18 protein-coding genes are annotated in these 16,150 nt (G+C 58.5%); 14 read left to right on the plus strand and 4 right to left on the minus strand.

Annotated features, from left to right (window positions below; genetic code table 11):
- Both ACR0FG_RS16010 and ACR0FG_RS16015 read left to right on the plus strand, forming a co-directional pair.
- On the plus strand, positions 1-388 hold a 388-nt coding region (locus ACR0FG_RS16010), incomplete at its 5' end, for a TRAP transporter large permease subunit (RefSeq protein WP_480894028.1).
- A gap of 9 nt (positions 389-397) precedes the next feature.
- Positions 398-2,011 (plus strand): N-acyl-D-amino-acid deacylase family protein, encoded by a 1,614-nt coding sequence (locus ACR0FG_RS16015; RefSeq protein WP_480894029.1) that lies wholly within the window; start codon positions 398-400, stop codon positions 2,009-2,011.
- A 53-nt stretch (positions 2,012-2,064) separates the two neighbouring features.
- On the opposite strand, the gene ACR0FG_RS16020 is transcribed toward ACR0FG_RS16015, so the two are convergent.
- Complete coding sequence (locus tag ACR0FG_RS16020; RefSeq protein WP_480894030.1) at positions 2,065-3,642, minus strand: bifunctional metallophosphatase/5'-nucleotidase; 1,578 nt, start codon at positions 3,640-3,642, stop codon at positions 2,065-2,067.
- 108 nt (positions 3,643-3,750) lie between these two features.
- On the opposite strand from ACR0FG_RS16020, the gene ACR0FG_RS16025 reads away from it, so the two are divergent.
- From ACR0FG_RS16025 to arsC, 4 genes are read left to right on the plus strand one after another with little or no spacing between them, the layout of a single operon-like run.
- Complete coding sequence (locus ACR0FG_RS16025; protein WP_170713510.1) at positions 3,751-4,089, plus strand: DUF952 domain-containing protein; 339 nt, start codon at positions 3,751-3,753, stop codon at positions 4,087-4,089.
- Positions 4,086-4,517, plus strand: a complete 432-nt coding sequence (locus tag ACR0FG_RS16030) for a DUF1330 domain-containing protein (protein ID WP_480894031.1) — start codon at positions 4,086-4,088, stop codon at positions 4,515-4,517. Before ACR0FG_RS16025 ends, ACR0FG_RS16030 begins: the two co-directional genes overlap by 4 nt.
- Positions 4,514-5,572 carry a quinone-dependent dihydroorotate dehydrogenase gene (locus ACR0FG_RS16035; protein WP_480894032.1) on the plus strand — a complete coding sequence of 353 codons (1,059 nt, stop codon included), beginning with the start codon at positions 4,514-4,516 and terminating at the stop codon, positions 5,570-5,572. Before ACR0FG_RS16030 ends, ACR0FG_RS16035 begins: the two co-directional genes overlap by 4 nt.
- Entirely contained in the window at positions 5,569-5,910 is a 342-nt protein-coding gene (gene arsC / locus ACR0FG_RS16040; protein ID WP_480894033.1) for an arsenate reductase (glutaredoxin), read from the plus strand. Before ACR0FG_RS16035 ends, arsC begins: the two co-directional genes overlap by 4 nt.
- Here the strand turns inward: arsC and ACR0FG_RS16045 are convergent.
- From ACR0FG_RS16045 to ACR0FG_RS16055, 3 genes are read right to left on the minus strand one after another with little or no spacing between them, the layout of a single operon-like run.
- A complete protein-coding gene (locus ACR0FG_RS16045; protein WP_480894034.1) occupies positions 5,907-7,223 on the minus strand; it encodes an MATE family efflux transporter in 1,317 nt (438 codons plus the stop codon). The two genes, arsC and ACR0FG_RS16045, sit on opposite strands and share 4 nt — an antisense overlap.
- 2 nt (positions 7,224-7,225) lie before the next feature.
- Entirely contained in the window at positions 7,226-7,744 is a 519-nt protein-coding gene (locus ACR0FG_RS16050) for a PaaI family thioesterase (protein ID WP_480894035.1), read from the minus strand.
- A 1-nt stretch (position 7,745) separates the two neighbouring features.
- Entirely contained in the window at positions 7,746-8,165 is a 420-nt protein-coding gene (locus tag ACR0FG_RS16055; protein WP_480894036.1) for a PaaI family thioesterase, read from the minus strand.
- A gap of 115 nt (positions 8,166-8,280) precedes the next feature.
- On the opposite strand from ACR0FG_RS16055, the gene ACR0FG_RS16060 reads away from it, so the two are divergent.
- The 8 genes from ACR0FG_RS16060 (at position 8,281) to ACR0FG_RS16095 (ending at position 16,148) form a co-directional block, all read left to right on the plus strand.
- Positions 8,281-8,649 (plus strand): MerR family transcriptional regulator, encoded by a 369-nt coding sequence (locus ACR0FG_RS16060; protein ID WP_480894037.1) that lies wholly within the window; start codon positions 8,281-8,283, stop codon positions 8,647-8,649.
- A 186-nt stretch (positions 8,650-8,835) separates the two neighbouring features.
- Positions 8,836-9,237, plus strand: coding sequence for a MerR family transcriptional regulator (locus ACR0FG_RS16065; RefSeq protein ID WP_170713493.1), 402 nt, complete (start codon positions 8,836-8,838; stop codon positions 9,235-9,237).
- A gap of 42 nt (positions 9,238-9,279) precedes the next feature.
- The gene (locus tag ACR0FG_RS16070; RefSeq protein WP_480894038.1) at positions 9,280-11,061 is read left to right on the plus strand and encodes an acyl-CoA dehydrogenase C-terminal domain-containing protein; all 1,782 of its coding nucleotides are present in this window, start codon (positions 9,280-9,282) and stop codon (positions 11,059-11,061) included.
- A gap of 52 nt (positions 11,062-11,113) precedes the next feature.
- Positions 11,114-11,326: a hypothetical protein gene (locus ACR0FG_RS16075; protein WP_170495439.1), complete on the plus strand. Its 213-nt coding sequence runs from the start codon at positions 11,114-11,116 to the stop codon at positions 11,324-11,326.
- A gap of 277 nt (positions 11,327-11,603) precedes the next feature.
- Entirely contained in the window at positions 11,604-12,242 is a 639-nt protein-coding gene (locus ACR0FG_RS16080) for a glutathione S-transferase (RefSeq protein WP_170713489.1), read from the plus strand.
- 12 nt (positions 12,243-12,254) lie between these two features.
- Positions 12,255-13,466, plus strand: a complete 1,212-nt coding sequence (locus ACR0FG_RS16085; RefSeq protein WP_480894039.1) for an acetyl-CoA C-acetyltransferase — start codon at positions 12,255-12,257, stop codon at positions 13,464-13,466.
- Positions 13,466-13,954 (plus strand): cupin domain-containing protein, encoded by a 489-nt coding sequence (locus ACR0FG_RS16090; protein WP_480894040.1) that lies wholly within the window; start codon positions 13,466-13,468, stop codon positions 13,952-13,954. Before ACR0FG_RS16085 ends, ACR0FG_RS16090 begins: the two co-directional genes overlap by 1 nt.
- Entirely contained in the window at positions 13,947-16,148 is a 2,202-nt protein-coding gene (locus ACR0FG_RS16095) for a 3-hydroxyacyl-CoA dehydrogenase NAD-binding domain-containing protein (protein ID WP_480894041.1), read from the plus strand. The genes ACR0FG_RS16090 and ACR0FG_RS16095 overlap by 8 nt, the downstream gene beginning before the upstream one ends.
- The last annotated feature ends 2 nt before the right edge of the window (positions 16,149-16,150 follow it).

The following is a 16,150-nucleotide window of genomic DNA, read 5'->3' on the forward strand; positions in this document are numbered from 1 at the left end:
CTCATCTCCACTCCTTGGCGGTTACGATGAGCCAGAAACCCTCTCTTATCAAATCGACCTAAACTGTCCCATTGGTGCTGACGTCAGACAGTCGTTGGCCCAGATCGTCCTGTTCACCGCCGTGTTCCTGCCGCTGGTCAGCTCTCTGGGTGTTGATCCGGTGATGTTCGGCATCTTCACCGTTATCACCTGCGAGATCGGGTTCCTTACACCGCCTTTGGGCGCGAACCTGACAGTCGCGGCGCGGATATCCGGGATATCCATCGAACGCATATCCGTCGCTGTCCTGCCCTTCATTCTCGCCTATATCATCGGCATGGTGATCCTGATATTCTTCCCCGACCTCACCACCTTCCTGCCCGACTGGCTGTACGGAGAAGCGAAATAGGAGGCCCCCATGTTCGATCTTGTTCTGAAAGGCGGCACCATCGTCGATGGCACGGGACAAGATGGCTTTGTCGGCGACGTGGCGGTCACAGGTGAACAGATCACCGCAGTGGTTCCTGCCGGAGAGCTACCGGTGCAGAAGGCCGCGCAAGAGATCGACGTCTCAGGTCTGGTAGTCGCGCCCGGGTTCATCGACATGCACACCCATTCCGATTTCACCCTGATCGCGGATGGACGCGCCGAAAGTCAAGTGCATCAGGGCGTGACGACCGAGGTGATCGGCCAATGCGGCATCAGCTGTGCGCCGGTCAACAGTCCCGGTGACATCTGCCGTGTCGCGCCATGGTACACAGATCAGGCAAAGCATGACACATGGCTGGGCTTCGGTGACTATCTGGACGTGCTGGACGCCACAGATCTGGGCGTGAACGTGATGGCCTTTGTCGGCCACGGCACCGTGCATCGCGCGGTGCTGGGCGATCAGCTGCATCCGGGTGAGGTCGAGGAGGTTGCCGAAATGGCACGTCTGGTCGATCAGTGCATGGATGAAGGCGCGGGTGGCTTTTCCTCGGGTCTGGAATACTTCCCCGGCAGCCTCGCCGCGCCCGAACATCTGGTGCCGATGTGCGAGGTCGCGGCCAAGTACAAACGCCTCTACGCCACCCATGTGCGCAACCGCGACACGCATTATGATCTGGGCTTTGCCGAGGCCATCGCGACCGCACGGCAATCCGGCGCAAAGCTGCAGATCAGTCATATTCAGCCCAAATTCGGCGCGCCGGATTATGCGATGAACCATACGCTTGAGATGATCGACCTGGCGCGCAAACATGATGTCGATATCGCCTTTGACGTCATCCCGCATGACTGGAACCATACTCTGATGGCCGCGATCTTGCCGAAATGGGCACAAGCCGGGTCAGTCGATGATGTGCTGAAACGGCTGGCCGATCCCGAAGCCCGTGAAAAGATCAAAGCCAATCCACAGCCCATGTGGTTGATCGTCAAAGCTGAGAAATGGTCGGACATCATCCTGCTGAACGCCACCGTCAACAAGGACATCGTCGGCGCCGACTTTGCCGAGATCGGACGGATGCGCAACTGTCATCCCTATGACGCGGTACTGGATATCCTGCTGGAGGAAGGTGAGAACCTGATGGCCTGTATGTGGTCCTCCAAGTCCTTCCGCAACTCGGATGTGGAACTGTGTCTTGAGCAACCGGAATGCGCGGTGATTTCAGATACTGTGGCGATCGCGAACGAGGGTATCCTGAAGGACCATATCGGTTCGCTATCAGGTTACGGCTGGGCGGCGCGGTTCCTGCAGTACTACGTGCGGGATCGCAGCGCGCTGACGCTGGAACAGGGTATCGCCAAGCTGACGTCGATCCCCGCCAATCGGCTGGGGCTGGGAAATCGCGGCTATTTGCGAAAGGGACAGCAGGCGGATATCTGCGTGTTCGATCAAGCCAATATCGCCAGCAACGCCACAGCGAAACATCCGCGCCGATACGCCTCGGGCATTGCGCATGTATTGGTGAACGGGCAACTGGCTATGAAAAACGGCCAGCGCACATCGGTCAATTCAGGTCAGGTTCTTCGTGATTTCAGCATGTCTGCCTGAAACAAGATAGAGGCCGCCCAGATCAGGCGGCCCCTCGGTAGATCAAACACAGATTATTTCTGCTTGATGCGCCCATCCAGATAGGGCTGATATGGCGCGTTCGCGGCCAGATACTCGGCCGTTACATCCGCCAGATCGGGTCCGAAGTCATAGGCGTTCTTGTCATCGCCCGCGAACATCTTGTAGCCGTCACCGCCATTGCGCACATAGTTGTTGGTCACAACCAGATAGGTCGCTGCGGGATCAATCGGTTCAAAGCCATCACCTTTAGCGACCAGCACCTCGACGATGCGGCCTTCGTTCGGTGCGACCGATGGGTCCCAGGTAAAGGTCATGCCGGCAACCTGCGGAAAGCGGCCTTTAACCTCTTCAACCTGGCTGACACCGTTTTCCAGCGCGTCGATGACACCCTGACCGCTGATCTCGAACGTCGACAGGGTGTTCTGGAACGGCAGCACGGTCAGCACCTCGCCCATGGTCACGTTGCCCGGATCAATCGAGGCGCGCAGGCCACCCGAGTTGGCAATGGCCAATTGCACGCCCTGATCCGCGACCCGGTCCAGCATGGCATCGGCCACCAGATTGCCCATCTGGCATTCCTGCACACGGCAGACAGCACGATCGCCCTCGATCGAGTCCCCTGCGCTGGCCACAACCTTGTTGCGGATTTCCTCAAGTGGCACCGCCAGCTCCGCGATGCGATCCAACGCGGCCTGATCCTCGGTCACTGTGTTGTCCATGATCAGCGGCTCACCCGTGGCCTCGACCACATTGCCGTCGTCATCGAAGGTCACGTTCAGCTCGCCAAGGAATTTGCCATAGGCATAGGCCTGAACGATCTGCACACCATTTACCACTGTCGGATAAGGGCCAGCCGCCTTGTCTGATACGTTCGACAGATAGGTGTTCGAGTGCCCGCCAACGATAACGTCGACACCCGTCGTCTCTTGCGCCACACGCTGGTCGACGCCGAAGCCCGAATGGCTGAGAACGATGATCTTGTTGACACCTTCGCCGGTCAACCTGTCGACCTCGGCCTGAACCGCCGGTACCGGATCAGAGAACGAGATATTTGGACCAGGCGACGCCAGATCATGCGTATCTTCCGGGGTCAGGCCGATCAGTCCTATTTTTTCACCGCCAACCTCGATCACCGTGGATTTCTTGATTTTGTCGGTCAAAAGCTCTTCGTCGGCAATATTCGCATTCGACATCAGAACCGGAAAATCAACCGAATCGATAAAGCCACGCAGCACTTCGGGGCCATCGTCAAATTCGTGGTTGCCCACGGTCATCGCGTCATAGCCCAGCTTGTTCATGAACTCGGCCGCGACCTTGCCCTTGTAGTAGGTGTAGAACAAAGACCCCTGAAACTGATCGCCACCATCCACGAGGATCGAGTTCTCGGCCCGGCCACGGGCATCGTTGACCGCAGTCACAAGGCGCGCTGAGCCGCCAAAGCACTTGCCTTCGGCGTTGTCTTCGTCGCCGCAACCACTGTCATACTTGTTGATCGGCTCAAAACGCGCATGAAAGTCGTTGGTATGCAAAATGGTCAGCTTGTATTCGGCAGCGGCCATGCCTGCCGTCAGACCCAGAACCGCGACCGAGGTCAGAAATCGGGTAAACATCGAAAGACTCCCTGTTATTGATTGCCCAGATCGTGCGACGCCAGCGGCAAAGAGTCAAAGGGGGAAATCCGCCTTGATTCCGTGGCCCGTCCGATGCATCACCGCACCATGCTGATCTACAAGATTTTTCGGGCCGATGAGTGGGCCACGCTTCAGGCCGATGGCGCATCAGATGGTGCCCCGATTGATGTGTCTGACGGCTTCGTACATTTCTCGACGGCCGAACAGGCTGCCGAGACTGCTGCAAAGCACTTTGCCGGCGTCGAAGGGCTGACCTTGCTGGCCTGTGACTCTGACGCGATGGGGGTTGATCTAAAATGGGAAGTGTCGCGCGGCGGCGCATTGTTTCCGCATCTCTACCGCCAGATCCGAATGACCGATGTGACATGGGCACGGCCCTTGCCCTTTGACGGACAGTCGCATGTATTCCCCGAGGAGATGCAATGACGGGTTTTGTCGATCCCGAACGCGCGCAGTTCGAAACGTTCAAAGCGCTGGACCGCGACCATCCGATCGAGATGCTGAACCTTGTGCGATTTCGCGAACGCGCAGACTATCCTGCGGGTCACGAACTGGCCGATGCCGGATTGTCAGGAGCTGAAGCCTACCAGAAGTATGGTGCCGAAACCGCGCCAATCATCGCGCGACTGGGTGCATCAATCCTTTGGCGCGGCGCGTTTCAAACGCTGTTGATCGGCCCAGCGAATGAAATGTGGGACGAAGTGTTTATCGCCCGCTATCCAACTGCCCATGCGTTTTTGGAAATGGTGACTGACCCGGTCTATCAGAACGCTGTCATACATCGGCAGGCTGCGGTTGAAACCTCGCGCCTGATCCGTTGTGCCCCAAGTCAGGCTGGAGATACTTTCGGATGAAACTAACCGAGAAACTGGGGCTTGCCGCCTTGCACAGGCTGGATCCAGAGACAGCGCATGGGCTGTCGATCAAAGCGTTGAAAGCAGGGCTGGCGCCGATGCCGGGGCCGGTAAGTTCGCCCCGTCTACGGACTCAGGTCGCCGGTTTGGACCTGCCAAATCCCGTGGGGCTGGCCGCAGGTTTTGACAAGAATGGCGAGGTGTTGGGCCCGCTGTCACGCGCTGGATTCGGGTTTATCGAGGTTGGCGCAGTCACGCCCCGGCCGCAACCGGGCAATCCAAAGCCTCGACTGTTTCGATTGACCGAAGACAACGCCGCAATCAACCGGTTCGGCTTCAACAACGACGGGATGGATGTCATGGCCCGTCGCCTTGCCAATCGCCCAAAAGACGCGGTCATCGGCCTTAACTTAGGGGCCAATAAAGACAGCGATGACCGGCCCGGCGACTTTGCCAAAGTGCTTGCCCATTGCGCCCCGCATCTTGATTTCGCGACGGTCAACGTATCCTCACCCAACACCGAAAAGCTGCGGGATCTGCAGGGCAAAGCGGCGCTTGGGGCTTTGCTGGGTGGCGTCATTGCAACGCGTGATACATTGGCCCGTCCAATTCCGATCTTTCTGAAAATCGCACCTGACCTGACCGAGGCTGAGCTACGGGACATTGCCGACGTCGCTCGTGAAACCGGAGTGGACGCGGTGATCGCCACAAATACTACTCTGTCACGCGACGGTTTGCGCAGTTCACACATGGAACAGGCCGGTGGTCTGTCGGGGGCTCCGTTGTTCGAAAAATCAACGCGTGTCCTGGCACAGCTCAGCCAGTTGACTGATGGCCAAATCCCTCTGATCGGCGTTGGCGGCATAAGCAATGCGCAGCAGGCCTACGACAAAATCTGCGCCGGGGCCTCTGCGGTTCAGTTCTATACCGCGATGGTCTACGGCGGCCTCTCTCTGGCTGCAAAAATTGCCAGCGGACTGGACGAGCTGTTGGCGCGCGATGGCTTTGACTCGGTGGCGCAGGCTGTAGGCAGCAAACGAAAGGACTGGTTGTGATCGAATATTGGCATAACCCGCGCTGTTCCAAATCCCGCGCCGGATTGGCGTTGCTTGAGGAACAGGGCGCAGAAATCAGCGTACGGAAATACCTTGAAGACGCGCCTACGGCGCAAGAACTTGGTGATGCGCTGTCAAAGTTGGGACTTTCTGCCATCGAAATGATGCGAACTGGTGAAAAACGTTTCAAGGAGCTGGGCCTGACCAAAACCACCCCCGAAGCCGAGCTTATGGCGGCCATGGTTGAAAACCCCATCCTGATCGAACGACCGCTCGCGATTTCAGGTGACAAGGCCGCGATCGGACGTCCGCCCGAGGCACTGTTGTCGTTGCTCTAGGCTATCTGAGCCTCAAGACGCGGATAGCGCCATCCCAATGTCAGACCGCGCATGATGTTCAGAACCATCAGCGCGGCCCATAGCCCATGGTTGCCAAATGCGGGCACCAGAATGAACAAGGCAACGACATAGACAAGCACAGACTGGATCATCGCGTTCCGCATCGCGCGGGTCCAGGTTGCGCCGATATAGATGCCGTCGAACATCCAACTGGCCACGCCAATCACCGGGGCCAGCGCAGCCCAGAACAGGAATTCGCGCCCTGCGGTGCGGACTTCAGGCGCGGTTGCCATCAGGTCGATCAAGACAGGCCCGGCCAAGAAGAACACCAGTGCCAACAGGATTGCACCGCCAACACCCCATTGCGACGCCATGATCGAGGCTTGGTGCACGCGCGCCCGATCCCGTGCCCCGACAGCGCCGCCAACCAGAGCTTCGGCGGAAAATGCGAACCCATCGAGCGCAAAAGCGGTGATTTCCAGAAATTGCAGCAACACCTGATTGGCGGCAAGATTGACGTCACCAAGGTCAGAGCCCACAAACAGGAATGTCGTGAACGAGCCCGTCAACAGGACCGAGCGTACCATGATGTCGCCATTGACCTGCATCATCCGGCGTAGTTTGGAACCATCAAAGATACGCGGCCAATCACGCCACTGATTGCCTGCAAACGCGTCACCACACAGCCAAAGGCCCAGAGCCAGACCGGTCCATTCTGCGATCAATGTGGCGATTGCGACCCCTTCGACGCCCCATCCCAGCCCGAGGACGAACCATAGGTCCAGCAGAATGTTCAGCCCATTCATCCAGACTTGCAGAACAAATACGCCTTTGGTGCGCTCAACCGCGATCAGCCAACCTGTAACGGCGTAAAGTGCGATGGTTGCGGGTGCGCCCCAGATTCTGATCTCAAGATAGCTGCGGGTCAGTGCCTCGACCTCGGGGCTTGCGGGGGACAACGCAAATGCGCCCCAGAAGACCCAGACCTGAGTGACGACAAAGACCAGACCAGCCGCCGCGCCTAGCAAAAGCCCTCGCATCAGCAAGGCTCCGGTTTCTGCCATGTCCCCTGCCCCGCGCGCCTGCGCTGCAAGACCGGTTGTGCCCATCCGCAAAAATCCGAAAATCCAGTAGATCGCCGAGAGGATCACCGCCCCCATGCCCACCGCTCCAATCGGTGCAGCCAGTCCGATCTGACCGACGACGCCGGTGTCAACGGCCCCAAGAATGGGAACGGTCGCGTTAGACAGGACAATCGGCGCGGCAATTTTCAACACGCGGCGATGGGTGATGGGCGCGGCAGTCTCTGCCATGATCAGGCTTTGGGCGCCTTATCCTGAGGCATGAGAAAGTGGCCGGTGCCTTGTGCGAATAGTTTCGCATGATTGTCCTGCCACGCCTCGACCCGGACAGATGCATATCGCCGCCCGGACCGGTTGATGAATGCCCGCGCATAAGCATCACGCGGCAGGCCTGAGCGCAGATAGTCGACGGTGAAGTCAATCGTCTTGGGAAACCGGATGCTTTCATCCGTCACGATGTCGTTGGCGTCGATCTCGCCGCTTTCGATTTTTGGAAACATGCTTTCCCAACTCAGCGTGATAACCGCGGTCACTTCTAGAAAGGCCGCCGTCACACCGCCGTGGATAGCGGGCAGAAACGGGTTCCCGATCAGTTTTTCATCGAAATTCAAGACGCCGGTCAGTTCATCCCCTCGCCGGTCGAATGTGATGTCGAGGAACCGGATATAGGGCACCCCGTCGACCAATGCCGTCAGCGCAGCGTCACGCCGTTGTTTGACCACTTGCATGGGTTCGGGACGAGCGCGCGCCATTTCAGCGACCCTCGACCGTGAAGGCGCCCGAGGCGGTGGCAACAGGCCGGTCGGTATCATCATCGGTCGCCGTCGCGCGAACAAAGGCGACATTGCGGGTGATGTGGTAGCAGGTCGCGCGCGTTCGGATGCGCTGCCCCGGTGTGGCCGCACGCATATAGTCAATGCGCAGGTCAATCGTTGCCGTTGCTCCGGGGGCTGACGGGTGGCTCATGACCGCAGCACCGCAGCAGGTATCCAGCATGGCCGACACCGCACCACCATGGATCACTCCGGTTCTTGGGTCGCCAATCAACTGTTCGTTGTAGGGCATCGAGATTTCGGCCTCGCCCTCGCCGATATGGGTCAGATCCAGCCCCAGCGCCTTGGCATGGGGGATCGCCTCGATGAACTGGCGCGCTAAAACTGTCTTTTCGACCATGGTGTCGTGTCCCGTTCTGTGCCCGCCCTTTATGAGCCGCACCCCAGCCCAAGGGCAAGCCCACCTGTTGCGCTTGTCGCGACGACGCCCTAGGTTGCTGCCGAGGAGGCCGGGAATGTCCAACAACCGTTTGTCATTCAAAGAGATGTGCGCCGAGTTCGACGTGACCCCGCGCACCCTGCGCTATTACGAATATATCGAATTGTTGAAACCGGACCGCGAAGGCCGGTCGCGGTTCTATGGTGCGCGGGAACGGGCGCGCATGAAGCTGATCATGCGGGGCCGAAAGTTCGGGTTTCAACTGGAAGAGATTCGTCAGTGGCTGCTGATCTATGAAGATCAGGGCAACGAGGCGCAAATGGCCGCATTTGTTGAAATGGCCGACCGCCAGATGGAAGAACTGCGCAAGCAGCGTCAGCAACTGGACGAGGCGATGGACGCATTGCAGCAATTGCGCGACCAGACAGCCAGGTCGCTGGGCTGATCCCGGATCGGAACATCGCTGACGTGACGGCAACAAAATTACCAAAACCTCTGCTAACGTGTACGGAAGTTACGTCAACTTCGTTGTGACGTAGCGTTCGCATTACGTAAACGTCATCTACGTGTTGTAACAGGCCCATCAACTGCGCAAATCATGCTCACGACGCCAGTGATGAGAGTTTGAACCATGACCGAAGATCTGATGACCATCCGCGAAATGTGCGAGACCTACGACGTCACGCCCCGCACCCTGCGGTTCTACGAGGCCAAAGAGCTTTTGTTTCCGATCCGTGAGGGCCAGAAGCGGCTGTTTACGAAAAGCGACCGCGCGCGCCTGAAACTGATCCTACGCGGCAAGCGCTTTGGGTTCAGCCTCGAAGAAATCCGCCAGCTGCTGGACCTTTACCATGTAGGCGACCAGCAGCTGACTCAGATTTCACGCACCTATGAAATCGCGTGCGAACGTCTGGAAGACATGGAAGCGCGCCGTGAAGAACTGACACAGGCCATCGACGACCTGAAAGAGCAGCTGCGCTGGGGCGAAAAGGTTATCGCCTCGATGAAAAACGAAAAGAAGGCAGCCGAGTAACCTCGCCCTGCCCTCCGGACATCTGAATTAAGGGAGCTTCACATGCCCGTCTACACCGCGCCAACCAAAGACACACAGTTCATCCTGCACGACGTTCTGAATGTCTCGCAGTCGGATATTCCCGGCTACGACGAACTGGAACCCGAGTTTACCGGGGCGGTTCTGGAAGAAGCCGGTAAGGTTGCCAGCAACGTGTTGCACCCGCTGAACGTGGTGGGCGACACCGAAGGCTGCCGGTTGGAGAACGGGATCGTGTACACCCCGACCGGGTTTAAAGATGCCTTCGAGCAGATGAAGGAAGGCGGCTGGACTGGCCTCGACATGCCGGAAGAGTATGGTGGCCAGAACATGCCCTATGTCATGGGCACCGCGGTGGGCGAGATGTTTTCGGCCGCGAACCAGGCATTTGTGATGTACCAGGGCCTGACCCACGGCGCGGCGTCGGCCATTCTGGCGCACGGAACCGACGCGCAGAAGAACAAATATCTGCCAAACATGGTCAGCTGCGAATGGACCGGCACCATGAACCTGACCGAGCCACATTGCGGCACCGATCTGGGTCTGATGCGGACGAAAGCAGAGCCACAGAGCGATGGCAGCTATAAGATCTCGGGCCAAAAGATTTTCATCTCGTCCGGCGATCACGACATGGCCGACAATATCATCCATCTGGTGCTAGCCAAAATCCCCGGCGGCCCCGAGGGGATTAAGGGCGTGTCGCTGTTCATCGTGCCCAAGTTCATCGTCAACGAAGACGGCTCGCTTGGTGAACGCAACGGCGTATCAGTCGGCAAGATCGAAGAGAAAATGGGCATCCACGGCAATTCGACCTGCGTCATGAACTATGACGAGGCCACGGGCTGGTTGCTGGGCGAAGAACACAAAGGGATGCGCGCCATGTTCACCATGATGAATGAGGCGCGTCTGGGTGTGGGTATGCAAGGCCTGTCGCAGGCTGAGGCTGCGTATCAGAACGCTTTGGAATACGCCAAGGACCGCCTGCAAGGTCGCGACGTGACCGGCGTGAAAAACCCCGACGGCCCCGCCGATCCGCTGATCGTGCACCCTGACATTCGCCGCAACCTGATGGATCAGAAAAGCTTCACCGAAGGCGCGCGCGCTTTCATCCTCTGGGGAGCGACCATGATCGACAAGGCGCACCGCTCGGGTGATAAGGACGCGGACGGGCTGATCTCGCTGCTGACGCCGGTCATCAAAGGGTTCCTGACAGATGAAGGTTACGACATGACCGTTCAGGCACAGCAGGTCTATGGTGGTCATGGCTACATCGAGGAATGGGGCATGTCGCAATACACCCGCGATGCCCGTATCGCGATGATCTACGAAGGCGCAAACGGCGTTCAGGCGCTGGACCTTGTTGGCCGCAAACTGGCACAGGATGGCGGCAAGCACGTCATGGCCTTCTTTGAAATGGTCAAATCCTTTTGCAAAGAGAACGGCGGCAAGGACGAAGCCTATGACAAGGCCTTCATCGAACCACTGAAGGCCGCGTCCAAGGATCTGCAGGCCGCAGGCATGTACTTCATGCAGGAAGGCATGAAGAACCCCAATAACGCGCTGTCGGGTTCCTATGACTTCATGCACATGTTCGGCCATGTCTGCCTGGGCCTGATGTGGGCACAGATGGCGAAAGCCGCTCAGGGCGCGCTGGACGGTGGGGCCTCGGATACCGAATTTTACAAAACCAAGATCAACACCGGCCGGTTCTACATGGCCCGCCGTTTGCCAGCGACGGCCATGCATCTGGCCCGCATCCAGTCAGGCGCGGACACGGTGATGGCCCTGGACGCCGCGAATTTCTGATCTCAGTGTGGGCTTGGGTTTGACCGCCCGAGCCCACCCCGGAGGAGAAACAATGCCAAAACGCTTCCGCCTGACCCGCCGTTTTCCGGTCGCCATGACCGAAGATGGCTATCGCAAGCTTCGCGGATTCGCCCGCGAAGCGGGACTGGACGAAGGCGAGGCGCTGTCGTTCCTGTTTGAAAACTTCAACAGCGTGATCAACGAGGAGAACCTGACCCACCGCCTGCGCATTTTCAATTCCGAGTTGGAGGCACGCAAGCGTTGAAAACTGAACTCAAATCAACCGGCATCACATGCTTTGACGGCAGATGCCTCCGGCGGGAGTATTTTTGAAAAGATGATGATGCGATGCGTCCCTGCCACCGGGCGCTCTCGCCATCAGGACAGGGACGTCTTCACCTTTTGCGGTCATCGGCTCTCCAGCCTGTACCGCCAGACTATCAAGACAGAAGTTCGTTAATTGAACGTTACGAAGACAACTTCATCTTTTCAAAAATACTCAATTCCGACCTAACCACACACGCCACGGGAGGGGCGATCATATGACCATAAAACTGCATTGCTTCGGAGAAAGCGGGAATTCCTACAAAGCAGCGCTGGCGCTTGAGATGTCCGGGTTGGAGTGGGAGCCGGTCTTTGTCGATTTCTTCAACGGCGTGACACGCACCCCCGAGTACCGTGCCGAAGTGAATGAGATGGGCGAGGCCCCCGTCATGATCGATGGGGATTTTCGAACCAGTCAATCGGGTGCCATCCAAGCCTATGTAACCGAGAAATCCGGCAAGTTCGGCGGCAAGAACCGCGATGAGAACTATGAGATTTTTCGCTGGGTCCTGTGGGACAACCACAAGCTTAGTTCGATGGCGGGTCTGACCCGGTTTCTGATCAATTTCCTGCCCGAACAGCACCGCAACCCGGATGTGATCGCGTTCAATCAGGGGCGCCTTAAGGCCGCCTATCAAACGCTGAACGCCCATCTTGAGGGCCGGGACTGGATCGTTGGCGACGGCGTGACCAACGCTGATATCAGTTGCTGCGGGTACCTCTATTACCCCGAACCATTCGGCTTTGATCGCGCCGACTGGCCCCATATCGACGCCTGGCTGACGCGCCTTAGCGAGCAGCCAGGCTGGAAACACCCCTATGACCTGATGCCCGGCAACCCGTCGGATCGAGCTTAAGGAGAAGACCCCATGACCGAAGCCTATATCTATGACGCCCTGCGCACACCGCGTGGCAAGGGTCGCAAGGATGGCAGCCTGCACGAGGTGACCTCGGTGCGCCTGTCCGCCCTGACCCTGAATGCGATGAAAGAGCGGAACAATCTGGAAGGTCACGCCGTTGAGGATGTGATCTGGGGCAACGTCACGCAGGTGATGGAGCAAGGCGGCTGTCTGGCGCGCTCCGCCGTCCTCGCCTCGGATCTGGATGAATCGATCCCCGGTCTTGCGATCAACCGGTTCTGTGCCTCGGGTATGGAGGCCGTGAACTTGGCGGCCAATCAGGTCAAGGGCGGCGCAGGCGAGGCCTATATCGCGGGCGGTGTCGAAATGATGGGTCGCGTGGCCATGGGCAGCGACGGTGCCGCAATTGCGGTCGACCCGACACTGGCGATGGAGACCTATTTCGTGCCGCAGGGGATTTCGGCGGATATCATCGCCACGGAATATGGGTTCAGCCGGGATGATGCAGACGCGCTGGCGGTTGAATCGCAGAAACGGGCTGCTGCGGCTTGGGAAGACAACCGGTTCGAGAAATCGGTGATCTCAATCAAGGATCAGAACGGCCTGACTATTTTAGACCGCGATGAATACATGCGCCCCGGTACTGACATGCAATCGCTGGGCGCGTTGAACCCATCTTTTGCAATGATGGGCGAGCAGATGCCGGGTTTCGACAAGGTCGCGATGATGAAATACCCGCATCTTGAGCGGATCACCCACATCCACCACGCGGGCAATAGTTCGGGCATCGTGGATGGGGCCGCGGCTGTGCTGATCGGCAACAAGGAATTCGGTGAGAAATACGGCCTGAAGCCGCGTGCGCGCATCAAGGCGACGGCCAAGATCGGCACCGACCCGACAATCATGCTGACCGGTCCGGTTCCGGTAACCGAGAAAATCCTTGCCGACAATGGCATGAAGATCAGCGATCTGGACCTGTTCGAGGTGAACGAAGCCTTCGCCTCGGTCGTATTGCGGTTCCAGCAGGCGTTCGACGTTGACCCCGAATTGGTGAACGTCAACGGCGGTTCCATAGCAATGGGGCACCCGTTGGGCGCGACCGGCGCAATGATCATCGGCACCCTGCTGGATGAGTTGGAGCGTCAGGACAAGGAAACCGGCCTCGCAACCCTCTGCATCGCGTCCGGCATGGGTGCGGCGACTATTATTGAGCGTGTATGATGCCCAAAATTGATCTTTCCAAAATCCCGTTTCGCAACGGGTCCGGCTATCCCGGCAAATTGGCACGCGCTGGCGATGACCGTTACGTGCAACCCTTGGGCGACGCGAACGGTCTGACGCAATTCGGGGTCAATATCGTGCGGCTGGAGCCAAACGGCCTGTCCTCGCTGCGACACTACCACATGGAGCAGGACGAGTTCGCCATCATGCTCAGTGGCGAATGCACCTTGATCGACGACGATGGTGAGCACCAGATGCTGCCCGGTGACTGCGCTGCATGGCCTGCGGGTGAGGCCAATGGCCACCACCTTGTAAACAAAACCGATACGCCCGCGACATTCCTAGTGGTGGGCACCCGGACCCCGACCGAGACCGGCTATTACAGCGATATAGACATGATGGTGAAGTTCGACTCCGATGGTTTCGCCTTTACCCGCAAAGATGGCAGCCCGCTGACGGCTGACCAGATTGGAGAGGATAATGACTGATTTCACTCTGACCAAAGACGCGGACGGCGTCGCCTTCATCACCTGGGACGCGCAGGGCAAATCCATGAATGTCCTCACCCGAGAGGCATTTGAACTGGTCAGCGCGCTGATCGATCAGGCATTGGAGGATGAGGAGGTCAAGGGCATCGTTATCGCAAGCGGCAAAGAAGGCTCGTTTGCCGGTGGCATGGACCTGAACACTCTGGCGACGATCCGTCAGGAAGCTGGTGACGAACCGGCGCAGGCGCTGTTCGACTTTGTGATGAACGGCCACCATATCCTGCGCAAACTGGAACTGGCGGGCATGGACCCCAAGACCAAAAAGGGCGGCAAACCCGTGGCTTGCGCCATCAATGGCACATGCGCTGGGATCGGGACCGAGATCGCGCTGGCCTGTCATCACCGCGTCATGACCTCCAATCCGAAATCCAAGATCGGCCTGCCGGAAATCATGGTTGGCATCTTCCCCGGCGGCGGCGGCACCATGCGGTACAGCCGTATGGTGGGCGCGATGGCCGCGGCCCCTGTCCTGCTGGAAGGCAAGATGATGGACCCGAAGAAGGCCAAAGGCGCGCAGCTGATCGACGCGGTGGCGGATGATCCGGTTGCTGCTGCGAAGGAATGGGTTCTGAACGCCACCGACGCCGATCTGGTCAAGCCATGGGACGCGAAGGGCTACAAAATGCCCGGCGGTGCGCCATATCATCCCGCTGGTTTCATGACCTTTGTCGGCGCCAGCGCCATGGTGAACGGCAAGACTCAAGGGGCCTTCCCAGCGGCCAAGGCTCTGCTGAGCGCAATCTACGAAGGCGCGCTGGTCGATTTCGACACCGCCCTGCGGATCGAGGCCCGCTGGTTCACCAATGTTCTGATGAGCCCGTCCTCGTCTGCGATGATCCGGTCGCTGTTCCTGAACAAGGAAGCGCTGGAGAAAGGCGCGGTGCGGCCAAAGGATGTGCCCGATCAGCGGGTCAAGAAGATCGGCGTTCTGGGCGCGGGCATGATGGGGGCTGGCATCGCTCTGGTCTCGGCACAGGCCGGGATGGAGGTGGTTCTGATCGACCGTGATCAAGAAGCGGCCGACAAGGGCAAGGCTTATTCCGAGACCTATATGGACAAGGGCATCAAGCGCGGCAAATCCACGGCTGAGAAGAAAGAGGCCCTGCTGGCACAGATCACTGCCACCCATGATCTGGAGCATCTGAAGGGCTGCGACCTGATCATCGAGGCGGTGTTCGAAGACCCCGGCGTCAAGGCCGAGATGACCAAAAAGGTCGAGGCCATCATCCCCGAAGATTGCATCTTTGCCTCGAACACCTCGACCCTGCCGATCACCGATCTGGCCAAGGCCAGCGTGCGGCCTGAACAGTTCATCGGCATCCACTTCTTCTCACCCGTTGAGAAGATGTTCCTGGTCGAGATCATCAAGGGCAAGGAAACCGGGGATCGTGCGGTGGCCAAGGCGCTGGACTATGTGCGCCAGATCCGCAAGACGCCGATCGTGGTCAACGATGCGCGTTTCTTCTATGCCAACCGCTGTATCATTCCCTATATCAACGAAGGTCTGCGGATGATCACCGAGGGCGTCAGCCCCGTGTTGATCGACAATGCCGCGCGACAGTTGGGTTTCCCTGTCGGGCCGATCCAGCTGAATGATGAGACCTCGATAGACCTCGGTGCCAAGATCGCTCGGGCGACCAAGGCTGCGATGGGCAATGCCTATCCAGAAAATCCGGGTGATGATCTGATCTTCTGGATGGAGGAACAGGGGCGTCTGGGTCGCAAGGCCAATGCCGGGTTCTTTGACTATGACGACAAAGGCAAGCGCGTCGAATACTGGAAGGGTCTGCAGGACAAATACCCCCATGCGGAACAACAACCGGACTTGATAGAAGTACAGGAACGCCTGATGTTTGCGCAGGTTCTGGAAGCGGTCCGCGCCATGGAAGAAGGTGTTCTGGAAGATATCCGCGAAGGCGACGTGGGTGCAATCCTGGGCTGGGGCTTTGCGCCGTGGTCTGGCGGTCCGCTGTCATGGCTGGACATCATCGGCACGCCCTACGCGGCGGAACGCTGTGACCAACTGGCCGAGACATATGGTGAGCGTTTTGCCTGCCCGCCACTGCTGCGTGAGATGGCTGAAAAAGGCCAGAGCTTTTATGGTCGCTTCAACCCGGAAGCCAAAGCCGCGTAACA

The organism is Ruegeria sp. E1, assembly GCF_056534225.1.